17 protein-coding genes are annotated in these 23,653 nt (G+C 39.9%); 8 read left to right on the top strand and 9 right to left on the bottom strand.

Features of this window, described 5'->3' with window-relative positions; genetic code table 11:
• Positions 1 to 98: 98 nt before the first annotated feature.
• Complete coding sequence (gene aspS, locus CYTFE_RS0115205; RefSeq protein WP_027472482.1) at positions 99 to 1,856, bottom strand: aspartate--tRNA ligase; 1,758 nt, start codon at positions 1,854 to 1,856, stop codon at positions 99 to 101.
• Positions 1,857 to 2,004: 148 nt separating this feature from the next.
• Here aspS and CYTFE_RS0115200 point away from each other — a divergent pair, with 148 nt between their 5' ends.
• The 5 genes from CYTFE_RS0115200 to fabD all read left to right on the top strand — a co-directional run bounded on the left by CYTFE_RS0115200 (position 2,005) and on the right by fabD (position 8,761).
• Positions 2,005 to 2,451 carry a nucleoside deaminase gene (locus tag CYTFE_RS0115200; protein WP_027472481.1) on the top strand — a complete coding sequence of 149 codons (447 nt, stop codon included), beginning with the start codon at positions 2,005 to 2,007 and terminating at the stop codon, positions 2,449 to 2,451.
• 38 nt (positions 2,452 to 2,489) lie between these two features.
• Complete coding sequence (locus tag CYTFE_RS0115195) at positions 2,490 to 3,176, top strand: DNA alkylation repair protein (RefSeq protein ID WP_027472480.1); 687 nt, start codon at positions 2,490 to 2,492, stop codon at positions 3,174 to 3,176.
• Between the two features lie 184 nt (positions 3,177 to 3,360).
• Entirely contained in the window at positions 3,361 to 4,692 is a 1,332-nt protein-coding gene (locus tag CYTFE_RS0115190) for a DEAD/DEAH box helicase (protein ID WP_027472479.1), read from the top strand.
• 161 nt (positions 4,693 to 4,853) lie between these two features.
• A complete protein-coding gene (locus CYTFE_RS26775; protein WP_044262839.1) occupies positions 4,854 to 7,538 on the top strand; it encodes an MGH1-like glycoside hydrolase domain-containing protein in 2,685 nt (894 codons plus the stop codon).
• Between the two features lie 338 nt (positions 7,539 to 7,876).
• Positions 7,877 to 8,761 carry an ACP S-malonyltransferase gene (fabD, locus tag CYTFE_RS0115180; protein ID WP_027472478.1) on the top strand — a complete coding sequence of 295 codons (885 nt, stop codon included), beginning with the start codon at positions 7,877 to 7,879 and terminating at the stop codon, positions 8,759 to 8,761.
• A 94-nt stretch (positions 8,762 to 8,855) separates the two neighbouring features.
• Here the strand turns inward: fabD and CYTFE_RS0115175 are convergent, their stop codons facing one another.
• From CYTFE_RS0115175 to hrpB, 8 genes are all read right to left on the bottom strand, one after another.
• The gene (locus CYTFE_RS0115175; RefSeq protein ID WP_027472477.1) at positions 8,856 to 11,504 is read right to left on the bottom strand and encodes a hypothetical protein; all 2,649 of its coding nucleotides are present in this window, start codon (positions 11,502 to 11,504) and stop codon (positions 8,856 to 8,858) included.
• Between the two features lie 180 nt (positions 11,505 to 11,684).
• Positions 11,685 to 12,545 (bottom strand): protoheme IX farnesyltransferase, encoded by an 861-nt coding sequence (locus CYTFE_RS28865; RefSeq protein WP_052343225.1) that lies wholly within the window; start codon positions 12,543 to 12,545, stop codon positions 11,685 to 11,687.
• Positions 12,546 to 12,703: 158 nt separating this feature from the next.
• Positions 12,704 to 13,657: a cytochrome c oxidase subunit II gene (coxB, locus tag CYTFE_RS0115165; protein WP_044212362.1), complete on the bottom strand. Its 954-nt coding sequence runs from the start codon at positions 13,655 to 13,657 to the stop codon at positions 12,704 to 12,706.
• Between the two features lie 2 nt (positions 13,658 to 13,659).
• Positions 13,660 to 13,947 (bottom strand): cytochrome C oxidase subunit IV family protein, encoded by a 288-nt coding sequence (locus CYTFE_RS0115160; RefSeq protein ID WP_027472475.1) that lies wholly within the window; start codon positions 13,945 to 13,947, stop codon positions 13,660 to 13,662.
• 10 nt (positions 13,948 to 13,957) lie between these two features.
• Positions 13,958 to 14,575 (bottom strand): cytochrome c oxidase subunit 3 family protein, encoded by a 618-nt coding sequence (locus tag CYTFE_RS0115155; protein WP_027472474.1) that lies wholly within the window; start codon positions 14,573 to 14,575, stop codon positions 13,958 to 13,960.
• A gap of 10 nt (positions 14,576 to 14,585) precedes the next feature.
• Positions 14,586 to 16,196, bottom strand: coding sequence for a cytochrome c oxidase subunit I (locus tag CYTFE_RS0115150; protein ID WP_027472473.1), 1,611 nt, complete (start codon positions 16,194 to 16,196; stop codon positions 14,586 to 14,588).
• A gap of 12 nt (positions 16,197 to 16,208) precedes the next feature.
• Positions 16,209 to 16,970, bottom strand: a complete 762-nt coding sequence (locus CYTFE_RS0115145; RefSeq protein ID WP_027472472.1) for an SCO family protein — start codon at positions 16,968 to 16,970, stop codon at positions 16,209 to 16,211.
• 267 nt (positions 16,971 to 17,237) lie between these two features.
• The gene (gene hrpB, locus CYTFE_RS0115140; RefSeq protein ID WP_044262837.1) at positions 17,238 to 19,715 is read right to left on the bottom strand and encodes an ATP-dependent helicase HrpB; all 2,478 of its coding nucleotides are present in this window, start codon (positions 19,713 to 19,715) and stop codon (positions 17,238 to 17,240) included.
• 634 nt (positions 19,716 to 20,349) lie between these two features.
• Between hrpB and kdsA the strand changes: the two genes are divergently transcribed.
• From kdsA to CYTFE_RS0115125, 3 genes are all read left to right on the top strand, one after another.
• Positions 20,350 to 21,183, top strand: coding sequence for a 3-deoxy-8-phosphooctulonate synthase (kdsA, locus tag CYTFE_RS0115135; RefSeq protein ID WP_027472470.1), 834 nt, complete (start codon positions 20,350 to 20,352; stop codon positions 21,181 to 21,183).
• A 24-nt stretch (positions 21,184 to 21,207) separates the two neighbouring features.
• A complete protein-coding gene (locus CYTFE_RS0115130) occupies positions 21,208 to 22,230 on the top strand; it encodes a transaldolase family protein (protein ID WP_027472469.1) in 1,023 nt (340 codons plus the stop codon).
• A 228-nt stretch (positions 22,231 to 22,458) separates the two neighbouring features.
• Positions 22,459 to 23,640 carry a DegT/DnrJ/EryC1/StrS family aminotransferase gene (locus CYTFE_RS0115125; RefSeq protein ID WP_027472468.1) on the top strand — a complete coding sequence of 394 codons (1,182 nt, stop codon included), beginning with the start codon at positions 22,459 to 22,461 and terminating at the stop codon, positions 23,638 to 23,640.
• Positions 23,641 to 23,653: the final 13 nt, after the last annotated feature.

Below are 23,653 nucleotides of genomic sequence, written 5' to 3'. Positions count from 1 at the left end.
GTGATATATAGTAAAAAAAACGGATTCAATATTTTTAATCCGTTTTTTTAGTGTCTTTTTTGAACTTTTGCATATTTTCCAAAAAATGGAAAATGTTCTTATTGCTTGCTTTGTTTCATTTTAATGTTTAGTTCGTCCAATTGACTTTCTGCCACAGGAGAAGGAGAGTCTATCATTACATCACGACCAGAGTTGTTTTTAGGAAAAGCAATTACGTCTCGGATGGAATCGATACCGGCGAATAATGATACTAGTCTGTCGAAGCCAAATGCAACACCACCGTGCGGGGGCGCTCCGTATTTAAAGGCATTCATCAGGAAGCCAAACTGGTTTTCTGCTTCTTCTTCAGTAAAGCCCAGAAGTTGGAACATTTTGTGCTGAAGCTCGTCGTTATGTATTCTGATGGAGCCTCCGCCTATTTCAACACCGTTGATTACCAAGTCGTATGCATTTGCTCTTACTTTAGCGGGGTCGGTATCTAAAAGTGCTAAATCTTCATTTTTAGGAGAGGTAAAAGGATGGTGCATGGCATGGAATCTGTTGGATTCCTCGTCCCATTCCAAGAGTGGAAAATCTACCACCCATAGTGGAGAAAATTTGTTTTTATCTCGTAGGCCTAGGCGTTCACCCATCTCTAAACGAAGCTCGCATAGCGCACTTTGAGTCTTGCTCTTTTGTCCGGCTAAAATAAGAATTAGGTCACCCGGTTTAGCGCCAAAGGCTTCTGCCCATTGGTTGAATGTGGCTTCGTCGAAAAATTTGTCGACTGATGACTTAAATGATCCGTCCGTATTATATTTTACGTAAACCAATCCTTGAGCACCGATTTGAGGTTTACGAACGAAGTCGGTTAGTTTATCCAGTTCTTTGCGACTGTATCCAGCACAGCCTTCGGCGCAAATGCCACCTACGTATGGAGCATCTTCAAAGACTTTGAATCCGCAATTGGCTACCATGTCTTTCATCTCCACAAACTTCATTTCAAAGCGGATGTCTGGTTTGTCAGAACCGTAGTTTTTCATTGCTTCTTCGTATGACATCTGAGGGAATTGAAAGTCAAAATCTACATTTTTAGTGACCTTAAATAGATGTTTGGTCATTCCTTCAAATACTTCAAGGATGTCTTGTTGCTCAACAAAGGCCATTTCACAGTCAATCTGTGTGAATTCAGGCTGGCGGTCAGCTCTTAAATCTTCATCACGAAAGCACTTTACTATTTGAAAGTACCTGTCGAAGCCAGCCACCATCAGTAGTTGTTTAAATACTTGTGGCGATTGAGGTAGGGCGTAAAACTCTCCTTGGTTCATGCGTGAAGGAACAATAAAGTCGCGGGCTCCTTCTGGTGTCGATTTTATTAAAACTGGTGTTTCTGTTTCAATAAAGTTTTGTTGGTTTAGGTAGTTGCGGACTTCGAATCCCAGTTTGTGGCGTAACTCTAAATTTTTACGAACAGGATTGCGTCGAAGATCCAGGTAACGATACTTCATTCTTAACTCGTCGCCGCCGTCCGTTTCATCTTCGATGGTGAAAGGAGGTAGTTCTGATGGGTTTAATAATTTAAACTCATCTACTAGTATCTCAATGTCTCCGGTAGGAAGTTTGCCATTTTTGTTACTGCGCTCCTCTACTTTACCTTTTACCTGAATAACATATTCGCGGCCAAGTTTGCGTGCTTCCTCACTTAAATCTTTTCTTGATTCGACATCCAGCACTAATTGTGTAATCCCGTACCTGTCTCTCAGGTCGATAAAGGTCATTCCTCCCAGGTTGCGGATTTTTTGTACCCATCCGCTCAGTGTAACACTTTGATTTAAATTTGCAAGCCTGAGCTCGCCGCAAGTATGTGATCTGTACATTCTCTTAATCTATTATAATTCTATGGATATATACGCTGTACCGATATTTTATTACTTTCGTTTCCATATCGGAACCTACTTTATTAACATGCGAAAATATAAAGAAATTAAATAAAAGTACAGGTATTGACACATTTAAAGTAAAAAGATGACTAAAATCAATTTCTCAGATGAATATTTTATGAAGCAAGCCTTAAGAGAGGCTCAGATGGCTGCTCAAAAAGATGAAATACCGGTTGGGGCTGTTGTGGTGTGTAATGATCAGATTATTGCAAGAGCACATAACCTGACTGAAACCCTTCATGACGTGACTGCTCACGCTGAAATGCTGGCCATAACGGGGGCGGCAGAATATCTGGGGGGTAAGTATTTAAATGAGTGTACGCTCTATGTAACCCTGGAGCCATGTGTCATGTGTGCCGGTGCTTTAAATTGGGCTCAGATTAAAAAAGTAGTATTTGGAGCGAGTGATGAAAAAAGAGGTTTTATGAAGCATACACCCCCAATTTTTCATACCAAGGCACAAATACAAGGTGGAATTCTAGCAGATAAGTGTTCTGAAATGGTGGTTGATTTCTTCAAAAATAAAAGATAAATTTTTAAACAATTCTATTTTTTTGTAGTTTTGTTGATATGGATTTCAAAGATATTTATACCGAATTGGAAAAATGTGGTGCCGAAGAAAACAGAAAAGTCTTCAGGCGGCACGGTGCTAAAGGGGAATTGTTTGGGGTTAGTTTTGCCGACATGCGGAAACTGAAGGATGAAGTGGTTGCTCCTGATGGAAGAAAAGGAGTGAATCATCATATAGCAAGGGAATTATGGAATACGAGAAATATAGATGCTCGTATCCTGGCCTGTATGATTGCCGACCCTAAAATAATTACGCACAATGAAGCGAACCGATGGGTAGCCAATGTGCGGTATTATGTACTGGCCGATTATTTTGCTGAATTAATCGCCAGATCAAGCTTTGGTTTAGATATTATGTATCTTTGGATTCAGTCTCCCGATGAATACATTAAAAGAGTGGGGTTTTCAATATTAAATTATTTTGCAAAAAATGATCAGTCGAAAAGTGATTTGTTTTTTACTGGCTTTATTCAAAAAATTAAAAATGAGTTACAAACCTCTCCCAATAGAGCTAAAGAAGGTATGAATACTTGTCTGATTTCCATTGGAGGCAGAACGGAAGCTTTACGTGAAAAAGTGCTTCAAGCGGCCTCGGTGATAGGTCCTGTGGATATTGATCATGGGGAGGCCACCTGCAAGACATTGGTCATAGAGGAGTATGTAAATAAAGTATGGGCTAGAAAATAACCTTATTATCTTTCCTAATCTGATGTATTTATGCATTGTTGGATTAGGTAATTTATGAATAGCTCATGTATCAATTGCTTTCGGCTGGTTGTTCTTACAATCGGCCTTTTTTTATATGTACAGTATATAAAACAATTATAAATATCATTCTTATCTTTGGCTCAAATATTAAAACCATCATATTTTGAAGTTTTCTGAATTTAATTTAAATACAGTATTGCTAAACGCTCTTGGAGAAATGGGGCTTGAGGAAGCAACCCCTATTCAAGAGAAGGTGTTTCCTGTGGCTATGTCGGGCAGAGATGTGGTTGGCATCGCACAAACAGGAACAGGAAAAACTATTTCTTATGTTTTGCCCTTGTTGCGTAATCTGAAATTTAGTAAGCAAAAGCATCCCAGAGTATTGGTGCTTGTGCCTACCCGTGAATTGGTGGAACAGGTGGCTGGTGAGTTTCAAAAACTGACCGAATATATGAATGTGCGAATCGTAGGTGTATATGGCGGTACCAATATCAATACTCAGAAGCAGCTGGTGTATGCCGGACTGGATGTGTTGGTAGCTACTCCCGGGCGATTGATTGATTTAGCCTTGACTGGAACATTGCGTTTAAAATCCATTCAAAAATTGGTGATCGATGAGGTGGATGAGATGCTAAACCTGGGTTTTAGACCTCAGTTGGAAAGGATTATTGATTTGCTGCCTGAGAGAAGACAAAATCTCATGTTTTCTGCTACCTTGACTTTTGATGTGGAGACAATTATCAATGACTTTTTCTATGACCCGATTAAGGTAGAAGTGGCTGCCACCGGAAAACCATTGGATAAGATTTTTCAGTCGGCTTACGAAGTGCCTAATTTTTATACCAAGATTAACTTGTTATTGTATCTCTTGGATATTCATAGCGATATGGATAAAGTGTTGGTATTTGTTAAGAGTAGAGCTATGGCCGATTTGTTGTTTGCTCAAATGGAAGAAATTTTTGAAGGTGAGGTAGGGGTTATTCATTCCAATAAATCACAGAACTTCAGATTTAGGATGGTACAAGAGTTTACAAGCGGAAAGTTACGATTACTCATTGCTACGGATATTATTGCTCGTGGATTGGATATCTCAAACGTAAGTCATGTTGTGAATTTTGATATGCCGGAAGAACCTGAAGCATACATGCATCGTATAGGTCGTACCGGACGTGCAGAGGCCGAAGGTAGTGCTATTTCTTTTGTGGAAGAAGATGATGTGAGTATCTGGAGTAAAATCCAAAAAATGATGGATGTTCATGTGGATCTGGATTCTCTGCCTCAGAATGTGGAGGTGTCGGAGCTGCAGTTGGATAGTGAAATACCGGAAATACCCGGTAAAACAGTGGTTAAGACTCCTAAAATAGCTGCAACCAGAGGGACAGCTTTCCATGAAAAGAAAGAAAAAAATAAAAAGATCAATGAAGGAGGTTCCTATAGAAGAAAGCTTGCTGCTAAGTATAAGAAACCAAAAACCAGAGGTCAGAAAAGAAAGTAAAACCATCGTTTCATAAGTTAATATTGCTATTGTGAAATCGATGGGGATGTGTTTTTTAGTGTTGTGTTAGGGAGTTTTTGTGTCGAAATGTTTTTTTGATTTATTGTTGTATTTTGACATTTATCAGAAGGCAAATATAGAACTTAATTTTAAGTGTAATAATGAAGACCCAGAGCGAAAAAGAGCGGCTAGAAGATTGTGCAAATAAGCAGGTCGCATGGAAGAAGTGGGGGCCCTATCTAAGTGAAAGACAATGGGGTACTGTTAGAGAGGATGACGGAAGACACGATAATCCATGGGTTTCATTCACGCATGATCAATCGCGTTCGCGTGTTTACCGCTATGGAGAAGACGGAATAGCGGGTATAAGCGATGATAAACAGCATTTGTGTTTTGCGTTGACCCTGTGGAATAAGAAAGATCCTATCTTAAAAGAGCGACTTTTTGGATTGTCAGGTCCTAAGGGCAATCATGGAGAAGATGTAAAAGAGTATTATTTCTATCTGGATTCTTCTCCAACGCACGCTTACATGAAATATTTGTATAAGTATCCATTAAAAGAATTTCCTTATTTGGATTTGGTGGATACCAATGCTGCACGTACCAATAAGGATTTTGAATATGAGCTGCTGGATACGGATGTTTTTAAGGATAGCGATTATTTGGATGTTTTTGTTGAGTATGCAAAAAAATCGCCGGATAATATATTGATTAAGATAAGTGCGCATAACCGCAGTAAAGAAGATGCCAACGTTGTATTATTACCTACCTTGTGGTTTCGGAATACTTGGTGGAATTATAAGACAACGGAGCCAATGATTTCATTGTTGGATGATAACTCTGTAATTGCCAAAAATGATCTCCTGGGTCCTTATGTATTAAGCACCGAATTGTCTCCTCTTTGGTTGTTTACAAATAACGAAGATAATAATGAGCGTCTTTATAATACACCGAATCAATCGCCTTATGTAAAGGATGCGTTTAATGCGTTTATTATAAATAACGATAACGAAGCCATCAATCCTGAACATAAAGGAACGAAAGCTGGAGCTATGTTTGATGTCAATATTCCGGCAGGTGAAAGTGTGGTCATTAGAATGAGTCTCAAGGCAGGAAAGGCACCCAAATATAACTTTGATAACTTTGATAAAAAATTAGAACTCAGGAAGCAGGAAAACGAGACGTTTTACGAAAGTATATATCCAGCCAGGGTGAGTGAAGATGAAAAGAGGATCATTAGACAGGCTTTGGCTGGAATGTTATGGTCTAAACAGTATTATGAGTTTGATGTTTCTGAGTGGTTGAATGAATATAGGGGCGGGCCGCGCAGGCAATTGAGAAATAATGATTGGGAGCATCTTAAAAATAGTGATATTATAAGCATGCCCGATAAGTGGGAGTATCCGTGGTATGCAGTGTGGGATTTGGCTTTTCATACACTACCTCTGACCATGGTGGATCCGCATTTTGCCAAGAAGCAACTCACCTTGTTTTTGCAGAACAATTATCAGCATCCCAATGGGCAAATACCTGCTTATGAATGGAGCTTTAATGATGTAAATCCGCCTGTTCATGCATTTGCTGTTATTACACTTTATAAAAATAGTAAGCAAATGGACGGTTTTGTCGATAAGGAGTTTTTAAAAACGTCCTTTGACGGTCTCGATCGTAATTTTCATTGGTGGATCACCCATAAAGACCCAAGGTCAACCAATGCTTTTCAGGGTGGCTTTTTAGGCCTGGATAATATTGGGGTCTTTGACCGAAGCCACACTTTACCTACCGGAGGTCATATAGAACAGTCGGATGGTAATGCATGGATGGCTTTGTATTCTCAGAATATGCTTGAGATATGTCTTGAACTGGTGCATCTGGGGTATGATGAGTATAGAGATAAGGTGGTGGATTATTATAACCACTTCCTGGAGATTGCTTCTGCAATGGATCGTATTGGAGATAATCAGGATGAAATGTGGGATGAGGAAGATCAATTTTTTTATGATGTGCTACGTTTTCCTGATGGGAGTGCTACGCGGTTAAAAGTGCGTTCCTTAGTAGGTTTACTGCCTTTGTGTGCTGCAACCGTCCTGGAACCAGAGCACCTGGAACTGATGCCTTCTATTGCGAAAGAGCATAAGTATATGATCACAAGAACGAAAAGGTTATCAAAAAATATTGCCAATCCCCTCCAGAAGGGAAAAAATAACCGTAGACTGCTTAGTGTGGTCAATGAGGATAAGTTGAGGAGTATCCTGAAAGTGATGCTGGATGAGAAAGAGTTCTTAAGCGATTTTGGAATACGTTCCTTATCTAAGTATCACGAAGAAAATCCTTATGTGTTTAGCTGGAATAATGAGGAGTTTACAGTGAAGTATGTGCCTGGAGAGTCCGATAGCACCATGTTTGGAGGTAATTCAAATTGGCGTGGCCCCATCTGGTTTCCTGCTAATACCGTCATTATTCGTGCTTTGTTTCAGCAATATGCCTTTTATGGTGACGATTTTAAAATTGAGTGCCCCACAGGTTCTGGTAATATGATGACACTGATAGAAGTGGCGAAGGAAATTATTAGACGTCTGGAAAATATCTTTTTAAAGGATGAAAAGGGATATAGACCTGTTTATGGTTGGTATAAGGATTTTCAAGAAGATAAGTATTGGGAGAATAACCTGCTTTTTTATGAGTATTTTCATGGTGATAATGGCGCAGGAATTGGTGCGAGCCATCAGACTGGCTGGTCTGGTATGATCGCTTATTTGATGGTGATGTTCAGAACAACCAACTTTGATATGCTGATGGAAAAAGCGCATTGGGATAAAGATACCCGAATAAAAAAAGAAGAATAGCATCTCTTTTATGGAAGGTATGTAATGCGCTTCAAACAAGGGCGACTGATATCTGGGTATCTGCAGAGGATGTTTGTGGTTGTGAATGTAGTATACAGATCAGGTTAAACTTTTTTAATGGGCATTGAAAAAGGCTGTTTGGGCAACAGTTCTTGAATAGTCCTTTTTTACTATATTTGCGCAGTCATTTTAAGCATGAAATGATGAATGAACTGAAATTTAATTCCCCTTGCTTCTATGGAAGAAAAGGGTTGCAAGTAATTATTTTTTAGTCTAAACGCAATTAAAAATTAAATGCAACCATGTGTTTTTTTATGCATGGAACTAACTTAATTTGTATGAAAGCATTTGTATTTCCTGGGCAAGGTGCCCAATTTGTAGGTATGGGAAAAGACCTGTACGAAAATTCAGAAGAAGCTAAGGCGCTTTTTGAAAAAGCGAACGAAATTTTAGGTTTTAGAATTACCGATTTGATGTTTGAAGGCACTGATGAGGATCTTAAACAAACGAAGGTAACACAGCCTGCTATATTTTTACACTCTGTTTTGTTGGCAAAATCAATGGGTGAGAATTTTAAACCGGAAATGACAGCCGGTCACTCTTTGGGTGAGTTTAGTGCTTTGGTTTCAGCTGGTGCTATGTCTTTTGAAGATGGTTTGAAATTGGTTTCTCAACGTGCATTAGCCATGCAGAAAGCTTGTGAAGCAGAGCCTTCTACAATGGCAGCTATTGTAGGCCTGGAAGATGCTGTTGTGGAGGAAGTGTGCGAACGTATTGAAGAGGTAGTGGTAGCTGCTAACTATAATTGTCCTGGACAATTGGTTATTTCGGGCTCTTTTGCCGGTATTGACAAAGCTTGTGAAGAGTTGACAGAAAAAGGTGCTAAAAGAGCGATCAAGCTTCCTGTGGGAGGAGCCTTTCACTCGCCATTGATGGAGCCGGCACGTGCCGAATTAGCAGCAGCTATTGAAGCAACCGAATTTAAAGCACCCATTTGTCCGGTGTATCAAAATGTGAGCGCAGCTCCTTTTACTGATCCGGCTCAAATAAAAGAAAATTTGGTGGCTCAGTTAACAGCACCGGTAAAATGGACGCAAACGGTTCAGAATATGATAGCCGATGGAGCTACTTCATTTACTGAAGTGGGGCCTGGAAAAGTATTGCAAGGCTTGGTGAAAAAGGTAGATCGTAAGATGGAAGTAGCTGGAGTAAGCAGTTTATAAAAGACGCAAATAAATCGTTTGTCATAAAGAAAAAACCGAGCGTATATCTGTACTCTCGGTTTTTCTTTATATGATAAGTGCCTTGGAGATTCCTCTAATCAACAATCTCATTAATATTTACTTTTCTTTTGGCGTGGTCGTCATCGTAGTCAAATAGCATATCGCCATTATTGCTAAGGGTTACGGAGTTTAGGGGATACCAAACAATTGCTTTACCCACTTCTACCCCGTTTAAGAACTGAAGCTGAAACTCATCTCTTCCGGTTTCTTTTATTTGCATATTGCTGTTGTTTTTTATGCGCATGGAAAATAAAGAAACATTCTGACCTTTGTACGTTTGTACTTGTACGATGCCTCCTTTGTTGGCTACAAACTGCATGCTTAGTAGTCCCTTATATACATCGGGATTTTTCTTTCTAAAGCCAGGGTTGTTTTTCATCAGTAAATTACGTATAGTTAAGCCCGTCATGCTTCCTCCATTCTGAGAGAGTAGTTTAATGGCAGCAAAGAGGCTGGCCATGTGTTGGTTGGTAGAGCTATTTCTGTAATTTTTAAGGTATGATTCCAGTTGGTCTTCGGCACTATATTGGGCGCTTGACAGTGTGATAGGGACATCCTTGGTGAGTCCTTCAATTTCACCAACAACACCTCGAACTACCACTTCATTTTTTGAGTCTACCGTTATTTGAGATGCAAAACGAACCTGATCGATGGGGAAGGAGAGTAGGTCCACCTTGGTTCCGTCAGGACGATATTTACCATAGAAGGCCAGTTTTTTTCCGTCAGGTACTTCAAAGTCAATGTTTTCTGTTATGATGGGCTGTGCTTGGTTCGATAGGCCAAGAATCAGGTGAGCTGGTGTTTCGCTTTGGCATAATTTCCGTTGGTTAATGTGAAGTGAACCTGCATAGTTTATGAGTGCATATATGTTGCCCTGCTTGCCTACATTAAAAGCTTGGGTATAGCTGTAATCAGAGGATTGAACAGGTAGAAACCATTCCATACTGCCATTTTCTCCAAAGGAAGCAAACCACAAATCACGGGTTTCTGAAGCTGCTTGGTAGCTTTTGTCTCCAATGGTTACCTGGTCTGAAAACCATCCGGAGACAATGTATTTGCCATTTTCTGACATTTGTCGGTCGTTAATAAATATACGGCCTTCATTGTTTTTATCGATGGACTTGGCTATCATCTGCCAAATGTTTCCCAGTTGGTTATGGTTGTTAATTTTAATAGCTAAAGGTTTGTATCCTTCATATTCAGGCATTACAGCTCCTATGGGCGCATTGATGTAAGTAGGGTCGCATATGGTATATGTTTTACCAGCAACGTCAAAGTTGTAACCATCAATGGGCTGCGTAAATGAAACGGCTGCGGCCATATGACTAAAGTAAGTCAATGCTACCACGTCTAGCCCCAATAAGTCATTCACTAAACGAGTAAACAAAACAGTTCTGTCTTCGCAATCAGAATAAGGATAATAGAATATCTCATCCGGGAAAAACATTTTTTCTTTTCCAAACTGATCCCGGTCGGTTTTGTATTCGAATGAATGGTGTAGGTAGTTGAGTAAATATGTGACAGCATCTTTTTCTGACATACCATCGATTCGGGGTTTAATATATTCATATAAATCATCTTTTATAGAGCCCGACATGGCTGCGTTTAAATAAACAGTGTTATCTGTTTGTGGATAGCTAGCTAAAAAAGCCATGATTGTTTGATCCATATGGAGTTGGAGTGCATCTTTTTCGTTGGGTAATCGGGTGCTTTTGGTAACAGAATTTGATTCGCTGGTGAGGTTTAGACTATATGGTAAGTTCAGGTCAATTTTTTTAGAGGCCCCGCCAAAATTGTCTTCGTAGGTATAAAGACGGGTGTTGATTTGATCGTCAATTAGATAGTAATTATTTCCTGAAATGCTATAGTAAGGCTTTTCAAATACTTGTTGCATAAAGGGTAACATGAGGCATACTGTGTTACCGCTGTAGCCAATTTTAGCCTGGTATCCTGCTTGGTTGAGCATGGCCCATTTCCACATGTCGCGGTCGTTGTCAGAAGAAAATAGTTGTTTGGATGTTTGATCCATCAGCTGATAGATGCCCCAGTCGTTTAGGTTGGTTTCCTGGGCGTAGTGAAGCATGGACTCCAGGTATATTTGAAAGTAAGTAGCTGTAAATTCGTTCCAATAATTAGCAAAGGCCTTGGGTTTTACTTCTGATAGTTGTAGTTGACTTGTTCTATGGTCTATATAGAGTTTGGCTTTACTGCCAAAGAAATCAACAGTCAGTGCTTGTTTATAGGTGCTCATGCCTTGTGGACTGGCTATAATGGGGGAGATGGAGTAGGCTGGTGCTTCTTCTAAAAGTATTTTAGGCGCTTGTGTTTGGCTGGTTTTTAGCGATTTGCTTGGTAGATTCGCTTTGTCGATAGGCGTTGGTACAAATACCGGTTGGTCTATTGGTTTGGGAACTTCGACTTTTTTTACCGTTTCTTCATTCTGTTCCACCTCTGAAAATCCTTTTTTTAAATAATTTTCAAATGCCGCATTCATTTTTTTCATCCTTGACTCATACTCCTTTTGCATGCGTTCTGTTTTTTGCGCATAGTCTTGCTCCATACGTTGCATTTTTGCTTCGTACGCTTTGTTCATGCGCTCAAAAGGATCTTTTTCTGAAATTTGAGCAAGGCTCCATGTTTCGGCACAAAATATTAGTATGCTAAAAATTAAAAGATGCTTCATGGTGTATTTTTTTTTCTTAAAAATTTTCGTTGAAATCTTCGTATAAAGATATTGCGAAAATGGATAAAACAAAAAACGTTCCGTAAAACAAATTTTATTTTCTGGGCCAACCAGATTTATTTGTGAGTTGTCGTAATAGTTAGTTCATGAAGGGTTCAGCTTACAAAGGGATGTTTGTGCTTATATATTATCCACATAAATTAATATCATTACCCACAAGTAAAAGGAATTAAAATAGATAAACATCTTTCTAAGGTGAGAGGAATGACCGTCTTTGTTGGCTTTTATAGTGATGTATAGTGACCAGGCCATCATAATAACACTGGAGATGGTGAGTGGCCAGATGATACCCCGATGTCCTACTAAATGAAATGCAGGAAGAAATAATGCAGAAATATATGTGGCCAGAAACCAAATTAGGTTGATTCTAATAACTTGCTTTTTTGTTAATACATCGGTGATAACAGGAAATCCTGCTTTTTTGTATTGGTCTTTGTATTTGAGTACCAATAGCCAAAAGTGTGGCATCTGCCCGAGGAAAAAGAAAAATGCCAGAAAATGTATTCGTGCATCTAAGATAGAACCTCCAGCTGCTACCCATCCTGCTATGGGTGGTATGGCGCCAACAATAGCTCCTGGGAATACCGAAAATGCACTACGTGTTTTCATGGGGGTGTAAATGATATTATACCAAAATAGTCCAATGAAGCCCCATATAACGGCAGGCCATCCAAATGAGTAAAGGCAGAGGGTGCCTGCGAGTACAAAACTAAGTATAATAGCGATACCCGTTGATTTTGAAATGATACCGGTAGGCAGAGGGCGCTTGCGGGTGCGATCCATCTGGGCATCTAACTTTATTTCCTGAAGTTGGTTAATGGCAGATGCTCCTGCAGAAAGAAAAAATATGCCCAGAGAAGCTACTAGGCCTTCCCATGATAGCCTTTCGTCGAATACTACATACCCAGCGTAAGCCGTTAAGGCGATGGGAATGGAGATGGAGAATTTACCGAATGTTTGTATTTCTTTGAGGGCTATCATGTAAACAATTGTATTGGTGCGTTTTTGTTTAGTTTTATTTTTGATTGTGGGCAGCGGTGTGAGCAGCAAAGCGTAAATGCTGCCTGTCTCTGACCTATTTTACAGTCGCTTATATGAATTCTCTTGCTGAATACCCAGTGGTTCAAATGGATGCAGTGCTAGTCGCCGGATATTATTTCGAAGTATTCCAGAAGTTGCTGTATTTCATCTTCAGAAACCTGGTCTTTGTACGAGATCATCAGTCCTTCAGCAAAGCCTTTTACGACTTCTGCATTGGGGTCGTAGATAGACCGTCGAATGTATTCTGCATCTGCTTTCATCTCCATTTCCTGTCCATCCTTGATAACGGTTCGGGTTCTGCTCATGATGTTCTTGTATGAAGGTCCTACTAGTTTGGAGCCATCGGAGGTATGGCAGGCGTTACATCCGTATTTTCTGAATATTCCGTTGGCAGCTAGTCTGATGGCTACTTCAGGATTATCGGAAGCTATGGCAGAGGAATCTACCTTGTTCCATTCTTCAAATTCTTTCTCAGGAATCACCTTAACAACCGATTTCATATAGGAGTGCCGCAAACCGCAATATTCGGCACAGAAAATTTCGTATTCACCCAGTTTTTCTGATTCAAACCAGATATTGGCTTGTTTACCCGGAACCATATCTTGCTTTACTCTAAATGCTGGTATGTACATGCTGTGGATGACATCCTGTGCAATTAGATCCAGATTAACGGCTGTGTTGATGGGGACAATGAGCGTATCGGTAATTTTTCCGTTTTGATACTGGAAAGAAAAACTCCACATTCGAGCAACAGCCTTTATGGGCATGGCATCTTCAGGTATCTCCTTCTGACTTCTCCAACCTGCCCATCCATAGGAAAACATGATAATAACCAGGATGGTGGGTATGACTGTCCAAACGATTTCCAGTGTGTTGTTTCCTTCTATCTGTGTTGCTTTGGGGTTTTTGCTTTTACGGTAGCGAATGATATAGTAAACCATAAAAACCGTAATGGCAAAAAGAAAAAACAACGAAATACCAAATATAAAAACAAAAGCACTGTCTACCTCGGATACAAAAGTAGAGGCGTTTCTTGTAGTTTCTTCTATCATAGCTATCGGAAATTATAATCTAGGAATGTAACAATTAACACAAGGGTTACCAGTATAAATATGGTAGGTACGATGATCTGTATGATTCGATTATCAAACTTCAAGTGCATGAAATAGATCAGTACCAGTGTTGATTTGATCGATGCCAAAAGCAAAGTGACAAAAATCGTAAGTTGGCCAAATTCTACATAGGCTGCCCCAACTGTTATTCCTGTGAGTGCAAGTAGAATAGCTAGTATGTATAGGTATGTTTTATACGGAACAATATGTGATTCTGAGTGATTATCCATAATGCAAAGTTTAAGTAATGAGATATAATAATGGAAACAGGAATATCCAGATGATATCAACCAAATGCCAGTAAAGTCCTGAATTATCAAGTAATACTGGGTTTTCATGAGTCAAGCTGTTCTTGTTTACCCTTATGATTACAATAGAAATAAGAACCATTCCAACTACTATGTGGAGGGCATGCAATCCTGTCATAAAAAAGTAGAGTCCAAAAAACAGGGTATCACCATTTCCTAGTTTATGTAAGATATCACTACTGGGGAAGAAACCATGCTCCAGTTTTGCACTCCACTCAAAATATTTGTTCACCATAAATATAACAGCCATGATTATAGTGGTGGCTAAAAGTATTAAAGTGAGGGCTTTATTTTTTAAACGAATGGCAGAGCTGGCCATTGCTATGGTGGCGCTGCTTATTAATAATATAACCGTGTTGATTGTACCTACAGTTACACTTAGTTGTTGTGCGGCTAAATGAAAAGCTTCTGGGTTCAGGTATCTGTATACTCCATATACGATAAATAAACCTGCAAATAATAACAACTCGGTAAATATAAATAACCACATACCTAGCTTAGAGCCTTCGTCGTCTCTGTGCACATGTTCAATTGTTACGCTTGTGTCCATATTATAAATATTAACTGTAATCGTAAGGTCCCTTGGTTATTACTGGTATTTCTTCAAAGTTTTCCAGTGTTGGAGGAGAATCGATAGTCCATTCTAATGTTTTGCCTCCCCATGGATCTTTAGGTGCGATAGGGCCTTTCCTGGCTCCTCTAACAAGGTTGATGATGATAATAGCAAGTCCTATAAAGAGAACCCAGGAACCAACAGTAGAAACTACATTGAGTCCATGAAAACGGTCCACATAATCGTAATATCTGCGTGGCATACCTTGTATTCCCAATAGGAACATAGGGGTATATAGAAAACAAAATCCGGTAAAAAAAGCCATCCAACCTACTGTCGCTACTCTGGTGTTGTACATTCTTCCCCACATTTTAGGGAACCAATAGTGAATAGCCCCCATAAAGGCAAAGCCAACACCTCCAAAAACGATATAGTGGAAGTGGGCAACCACAAATGCTGTGTCGTGCAGGTGTACATTGGTAGCCAAAGCTCCTAAGGCAAGACCGGATAAGCCACCAACCATAAACACAAATAAGAAGGATGCCGCCCAGAAAAAGGGTGGCTCCAACTGAATGGAGGCTTTGTGTAAGGTGCTAACCCAGTTAAAAACTTTGATGGCACTAGGGATGGCAACTAAAAAGGTTAAGAGGGAAAATACATATAGAGCCGTTCCACTCATACCTGCGGTGAACATATGGTGACCCCATACGAAATAACCTACAAAGGCAATGGCTAAGGTAGAAATTACAATGGCCTTGTAGCCGAATATTGTTTTATTGGCAAAGGTTGGTATGATTTCAGAAATGGCGCCCATGGCAGGGAGTATCATAATATAAACCGCTGGGTGTGAGTAGATCCAAAATAAGTGCTGGTATAGAATAGGATCTCCTCCCAAAGCAGGATCGAAAAAACCAATGTTTAGTATCCGCTCTCCAACAATCATTAGTAGCGTGATGCCAACAATGGGGGTGGCCAAAATCTGAATCCATGCAGTACCATATAGAGTCCATGGAAATAAAGGCATTTTAAACCATGTCATACCTGGTGCCCGCATTCGGTGAATGGTAACAATAAAGTTGATGCCAGTTAGTATGGATGAAAAGCCTAAAATAAATGCTCCTATCACAGCCGGAAGCATGTTGGTGTTGGTTTTAAAACTATAGGGTGCGTAAAATGTCCAACCTGTATCTGGAGGACCGCCTGCCATAAACAAAGATGAAAGGGCAACAATGGCTCCCAAAGCATACACCCACCATGATAGGAGGTTGAGCTTTGGAAAGGCTACATCTTTAGCGCCTATCATTATAGGTAACATGAAGTTGCCGAAGATGGCAGGCAAGCCCGGAACAACAACCAAAAATATCATGATTACACCATGCAGTGTAAAGATGGCATTGTAGGTGGCTGCATCCATCACGGTTCTTCCAGGAGCCATTAACTCCAGCTTCATGAAAATACCAAGCACAACCCCGGTGAGAAAAAAGGTGATAATGGAATATAGATACAAAAGTCCTACTCGCTTGTGATCGGTGGAAAATATCCAGGCAAAAAGTCCTGTGTACTTCCCTTTTACATCCCTAAAGCTAACGTGACTTTGGGTTACTTCTTCTTGTGCCATATTTGGTGTAGATTAAGTGATTCTTTTTTTGGGTTTTATGGTTAGTACTAAAAATACCAGTCCGGCAATTACAATAATGAGTATTCCTGCCATTTTGGTAATGTTGAGTACATAGGATTGTCCTACGGGGTCGTAACTGTAGCAGAACTGAAGGATGCGGTTAACTGTTGGGCCGGGGATCCCTTTGGAGGATTCAATAACAGCTAACTTAAGCTCGAAAGGTAGAAAATAGGTGCCGTTGAGATATCTGGTTATCTTACCTTTGGGACTGATTAATATTAATCCGGCTGTGTGTATAAAGTCATTACCGGTTCGTTTGTAAGAAAAACCCGTGGCAGTCGTCAGCTTAGCGATGTTACTGCTGTCGCCTGTAAAGAATAACCATCCGTCTTCAAAACCTTCTTTTTCCACGATTAAGGAATAACTATTGCGTTTTTTCTTTGCCAATAGATAATCTTCGTTGTGATCGAAGCTGATGGTAACAATCTGGAAATCTTTACCCAGTGTCATGTCCGATTGATTAACCACCTCCGTAATGCCATCCATGAGGGGAGTGCATATGCCGGGACAACGGAAATAGACAAAGTTTAAAATAGTGGGTTTGTCTTTGATGATGGAGCTCAAAGGAATAGTATCCCCTTTTATATTGACGACTTTGATGTCTTGAGGGATATATTCATCTAAGTGTTCTACTATGCCAATTTTCTTGCTTTCTTCAGCTTGGGTGGGGAGAGCTGCAATGAGCAATAGACATAGAATGGTAAGATGCTTCATACTTAACTTTATTAAATGATAAAATTTAAGATAGCCTATTGCCTTAATGGTATGCAAGGTAATTGATGTTGTTTGTTAATAAATAAAATTAAAGCAACAAAGCGTGATTCTTTTTTTCACTTATTTTAACAACAAAGTATGAATAATGTTTATGCTGAATGGATTGAATTGAGTATTTAATGGTATGGTAGTCTTTAAACCCGCAAAATGTATTAGTAAATCTATTGCTATTTCATTTGATGGCAAGTGCTGGGTGTTCCAGCGTTTTTATTTCCTATTGGGACTTGCCTTTGTTGGATCATCGGGCCATTTGTGTTTGGGGTATTTGGCTTTTAGTTCTTTTTTTACCTCAAAATAGATGTTTGTCCAAAAGCTCTTTAAATCTGCGGTTATTTGAACAGGTTTAAAGCCCGGAGATAGCAAGTGCATTAATAAACTGACCTGTCCCCGGTTGATGGTAGGTGTGTGCTGCCATCCAAAGACTTCTTGCAGGCGCACTGCAAGTATAGGTGCGTCTCCGTTGGGGAGGTATTGAATGTTGATTTTTGAGCCGGTTGGCAGTTTGATGCTTGTGGGAGCCAATGTTTCTAATAACGATTGTTTTTCAAAATCGAGATGGTGTTGTAGGATGGATAATAAATTTATCTTTTTTAGGTCTTCCGGTTTCTTAATGTGCAGTAGGTAAGGGCTAAGCCACTCCTTGTTGTTCGCTAATAATGTGTTAGTTTCTACGTTGGGCCAGTTTTCATTAGGATTCCATTTTCTTAGACATAAGACCCTGTTTTGCCACTGAATAACTTTTTTGTTCCAATCTAATAAGTGTGCACCTTCTTTTTGAATGGCTTTGGATATGGCATCGGTTTTTAGTTCAGGGTCAAAGTTGTTAAGGGGTCTGGATTGAAGTATTATATTACCGATACATAAAATTTTACTGGCACTGAAACCTCCTCTTTTGGTATCCCATTCTACTTGCTCTTTTTGTTTTACCATTGGTGCCAGATCTTTGGGGTTAAGGGGAGAGGCCATGAATATTTTTCCAACTGTATTTCTCATGTTTACATGGGCTATGGCAAGCCATTCTTCATGTGCTAGGTCGTCTTTGTGTCCGGCTGTGGCGATGGCTCCATTGGCCATTTTAAATGGGGCATTGTTGCCGGGGCGGTTATGTGCTATTCGCTCTGGGTAAGCATAAACCAATAGTAAACCCGTTTCATATGGGTCCACTGTATCATTGTTTACTTCAACATTTAAAAGTCTTCGGTATTGGGCGGCTATTTTTTCTATTCTATTGAGTATTTTATTACTGAAGATGCCTTTTCTGCTTTTTCGCAATGCCTCTATTCTTAGGTTAATGTCGATTCCAACCTCTTTATCTAAAGGATCTCGTTCTTCCAGAATCGCGGCTAAATCGGTGGCCAGCTCAATGAGTCCTTCTTGATGGGCCATTAATAACATATGAGCGATTCGGGGATGGCAGGGAAGTGTGTTAACTTTTTTCCCGTGCGCGGTAATTTTGCCATCTTCCAGTGCACCTAGTTGGTGAAGTAAGTCGCTGGCCTGGTTGATGGCGCCCTGAGGAGGAGGTGTGAGCCATGTTAAGTCTTTGGGTTCAGATATTCCCCATATGGCCAGGTCAAGTACCAGAGATGTTAAATCGGCTTCGAGTATTTCGGGAGTTCTGTGTTCTTTTAACCTGGAATGGCTGGCTTTGCTCCACATGCGATAGCAAACACCTGCTTCCAGTCGTCCTGCCCGCCCTGCCCTCTGATCAGCAGCGTCTTTGGTGATATTTACCGTGAGCAATTTAGAGAGTGCTGAATTGGGATCAAATTTCATGGTTCTGCTAAAGCCTGAGTCAATGACTACTTTCACACCTTGAATCGTTAGGCTGGTTTCAGCTATTGAGGTGGCCAACACCACCTTTCGTTTCCCTGTTCGGTCAGGCATGATGGCTGCAAATTGTTTGCCGGGTGGCAGTTGGCCATAAAGGGGGTGAATGGCTAACTGTGCTAAGCTCTTTTTTAAAAGAAATTCCGTTTGTCTTATCTCAGCTTCTCCCGGTAAAAATACCAATATATCTCCCTGTTCGTTGTTGATCGCTTTTTTTACCAGACGTGCTGTTAACTCGGGTAACATCATAATATCTGCATCGCCCTCGTATTTGATGTCAACAGGATATTGGCGTCCTTTGCTTTCAACTATTTCAGAACTGAGGATAGAAGATAGTTTGGGTAAGTCTAAGGTGGCCGACATAATCAGAATACGAAGATCGGGTCTTAAAATTTGTTGTGATTCCCGGGCTAGCGCCAGTGCCACATCTGCAAATAAACTACGCTCATGAAATTCGTCAAATATGATCATGCCAATATTCTCCAGTGCATTATCAGCCTGAAGCATGCGGGTGAGGATGCCTTCGGTGACTACTTCAATTTTAGATTGGTCACTCACCTGGTTGTCGAAGCGTATTCTGTATCCTACTGTTTCTCCTACTTGCTGATTCAATAATTGCGACATGCGCATGGCTATGGTCTTTGCGGCCAGGCGGCGCGGCTCTAGCATAAGTATTTTCTTATCCCCCAACCATTCTTCCTGCATTAATGTGATGGGCAGAATGGTGCTTTTTCCAGCGCCGGGAGGCGCATGTACTATGAGGGTGTTGTTTTTTGCAAGTCCCTCTTTTACATCGTCTATTATCTCAGCAACTGGTAAGTCCGTTTTTTTGGCATCAAAACTCAAAGTAATCATCTTTATTGTTAGGCGGGCAAAGGTAATAAAAGTAAATGTCTTCAGTAGGAGGGGAGAGTTCTGATATCTATTTCACTTTACTTAAAGAATTGGATATATTATAATATTGAGAATATTCCATAAAGCGTCAGGGTGTGGTTTGTTCGTTGTCAGAAACAAGTCTCCTCTCAAATAATGAAACCTTGTTTAATCACGCATATGACTATGCAGATATTATTCATTTCTGTTTTTAGCCTCAATTTTTACATATATGATACAAATTTCATTTATATGGTAACTATTTACTAATTTAGCGGCCGATTTTTTGTTGTTGGAGATACGTGTATGGCTTTGTTCAATTGTCATAGGTACCGTAGTCTGGTTACTTGTAAGTCAATGTTTTCATAACAAAGTGATTTGGGCATGAGGAAATAGATGACAATTGATTGTGTTTAATTCAATTATCCTCATTAATTTCGCTGAAAATTATACGGCAACAACAACGTATGAAATGAGCACGTAAATTCAATCATTTGATTTACACAAAGGAGCATGAAATACCATCGTATTCAGAATACCTTTGGATATATAACCTAGTGAATAATGAATTTTCTTGGCGAGTTTCAGATGGCCATTGAAAGAAAATTATAAACGTATGAAAAATATTAAAGTGGGCCAACGGGAGTTTGGCAAAGACAAGCTTTTTTTAATAGCCGGTCCCTGTGTGATTGAAAAGGAATCGATCATGATGGAGACTGCCGAGAAGCTTAAAAAGATTGCAGAAAGGCTTGATCTTCCTTTTATTTTTAAATCATCGTATGTAAAAGATAACCGAAGTTCCTTAGAATATTATCACGGACCTGGATTGGAAGAGGGGCTAAAAATGCTTGAAAAAGTAAAAAATGCTTTTGATGTTCCTGTTATTTCAGATGTTCACCAAGAAGCAGAAGTGAATGCCGCTGCAGAAGTGTTGGATGTAATCCAGATTCCTGCATATTTGTGTATGCAAACATCTTTGGTGAGTGCTGCAGCAAAAACAGGAAAAGCAATCAATGTAAAGCATGGTCAGTTTCTGGCACCGGAAAATATGATTAAGCCAGTTCAGAAGATAGAGCATTTTGGCAATCAGAATATTATGGTGACTGAGCGTGGTTATACTTTTGGCTACAATGATTTGATTGTTGATCCGCGCAGTTTTTACGAGTTACAACAAACGGGTTATCCCGTAGTATTTGATATCACACATTGCATTCGTAGATATGGTATTCCTAGTTCTGATCCCAACGGCGGAACTCGTCAGTATTTAGGACCTATCGCACGTGCGGGAGTAGCTGCGGGAATAGATGGCATATTTATTGAAGCTCATCCCGATTGTACAAATGCCCTTTGTGATGCCGCCAGCCAGTATCCTTTGGATCAGTTAGAGGAGTTTTTAAAGCCTTTAATTGAAATTCATCATATTGAGAAAAAAAATAGAACAGAAATATAATATCACCAAAACAAATATTTTACCATGGAATTATATCTTGATTCTGCTGACATTAATGAAATTGAAGAAGCATTTAAGTTAGGTTTTATCGATGGCTTAACCACCACACCAACTTTTATGCATAGACACGGTATTACTGATATTGATGCCGCTATTGTGAAGCTCTCAAAAATGGTCCCCGTGCTTATGATTGAAGCATTGGGAGACACTGCCGAGGAAATAGTGGCTGAGGCCAAGCGTCTGTTGAGCTTAGGTTTGGATAAAAAAAGAACCGTATTTAAAATTCCGGCTTCGTTGGTTGCAGCTAAAGCTTGTAAGATGCTTCGCGATGAAGACATGATGGTGAATATTCACTTGGTGTATAATGTTCAACAGGCTTATATGGCCATGGCGGCAGGAGCTAGTTATGTTTGTGTATTGGTTGGTCGTATGCAGGACCAAGGTTATGATGCTTTGAAATTGGTGGAAGACTGTGTTAAACTGGTGGAGAAATATAATTACAATACCAAAATAATGTTCTCCTCTGTGCGTCATCCTGAGCATGTGAAGAATGCCATCGAAATAGGTTGTCAGAATATTACCATTCCATGGAAGATTATGAAAAACCTAAATAATAATAACTTCACAGAGATAGGTACACAGCAGTTTGTAAACCATACCCGACAAATGACCATGAAGGTAGGTGAGGTTGTTGGTAGCAAAAATCCAACCATTGGTTTAAATGCGAAAGTTACGGATGCCACTGTTGAAATGACCAAGTATGGTACAGGTGCTGTCTCTGTTGTTGATGCCCAAGGTAATCTGGCCGGTATCTTTACGGATGGAGACCTACGTCGTCATATGAATATTGACGGTGAAAAAATTTGGAGTATGACAATGGGTGATTTTGATATGAAGAGTCCCATTACCATTGATATAGAAGATAAGTTACATGCGGCTGTAGCAATCTTTAAAGAGAAACAAATCGACAACATTATTGCTGTGAGTAATGGTAAGCCCGTTGGAATGGTAGATGTGCAGGATTTGGTGAAGCTGGAAATTATATAAGATAAATGAATTGTTACTGAGGGTTTTATCCACGCTTGCCCCTTACCCCTTAAGGGGACGCCAACCGTAATTGTAATTGCAACACTCGCTAAGGAGAGTTGGAGGGTGTAAAGTGAATGGGTAACCATATATATTATACAAGGGGTAATCTGGTTGAAGGATGCCCCTTTTTACATTTTAATGGAGATGTTTTTTAATCTCTTATTTAATATTTAAAATCTTAAAGTTATGCCGGGTACAGAATTATTTGGTAAAGAGGAAAAAGAACAAGTAATGGAAGTTCTTGAAACAGGAATTCTATTCAGATATAACCATGATGAGCAACGAAAAGGTATTTGGAAAGCCAAAGAATTTGAAAAAGAGTTTGCCGATTATCATGGTGTAAAGCATTGTCATATGGTATGCAGTGGTACTGCTGCTGATGCGGTTTCATTGGCAGCAGTGGGTGTGGGAGCTGGTGATGAGGTGATTGTACCTCCGTTTACTTTTATTGCTCCGGTTGAAGCAGTTATTAACTGTGGTGCTGTGCCTGTGTTTGCTGAAATTGATGAGACTCTTTGTTTGTCTGCTGCCTCGATTGAAGCGGCCATTACTCCTAAAACCAAAGCGGTATTGTTGGTTCATATGGTGGGGGCTATGGCGCAAATTGATGAGATTGTAGAAGTGTGTAATAAACACAATATTATCTTGATTGAAGATACTGCCCAAGCATTGGGCGGATCATTTCAAGGTAAAATGTTGGGTACTTTTGGTAAAGTGGCTTGCTATTCTTTCGATTTCTTTAAGTTGGTTACTGCTGGTGAAGGGGGTGCTGTTATTACAAATGATGATCAAGTTTACACTACGGCTCATACTTGGTCCGATCATGGTCATAGCCATGAGGGAAATAATAGAGGCGCCGAAGAACATGCTATTTTGGGAACCAATTATCGTATAGGCGAGCTACATGCTGCCATAGGATTGGCTCAGTTCCGAAAAATAGATTATATGTTAGAAAGACTGCGGGCCAATAAAAAAGTGTTGAAAGATTATTTGAAGAAATTCCCTCAGGTGACTTTTCGTCAGGTGCCCGATGAAGCAGGTGATGCTGCTACTGTGCTGAATTTCTTCTTGCCTAGCCAGGAAGAAGCCAGAAAGGCTTGTGCTGAACTTAGTGCAGAGGGGGTTGCTGCGGCTTATTGGTTTGATAATAATTATCACTTTATTAAAAATTGGAATCATATTAAAGATTGTAAAGTGGCAGGTCCGGTAGGTATGCAGTTTTTGGATAAACCACAGGATTATAAGAACCTGGATCTGCCAAAATCCTATGATATTATTGGTCGCTTGGTGTCTGTTAATATGAGTATTACAACGACAAAAGAACAATTGGAGGCTATTTGTAAAGCTTTTGATAAGGTTTTGGCTTAGTCTGGAAAGAGCG

It is taken from the genome of Saccharicrinis fermentans DSM 9555 = JCM 21142 (genome assembly GCF_000517085.1).
GTDB lineage: Bacteria > Bacteroidota > Bacteroidia > Bacteroidales > Marinilabiliaceae > Saccharicrinis > Saccharicrinis fermentans.
This window is presented reverse-complemented; position numbering and strand designations above follow the sequence as displayed.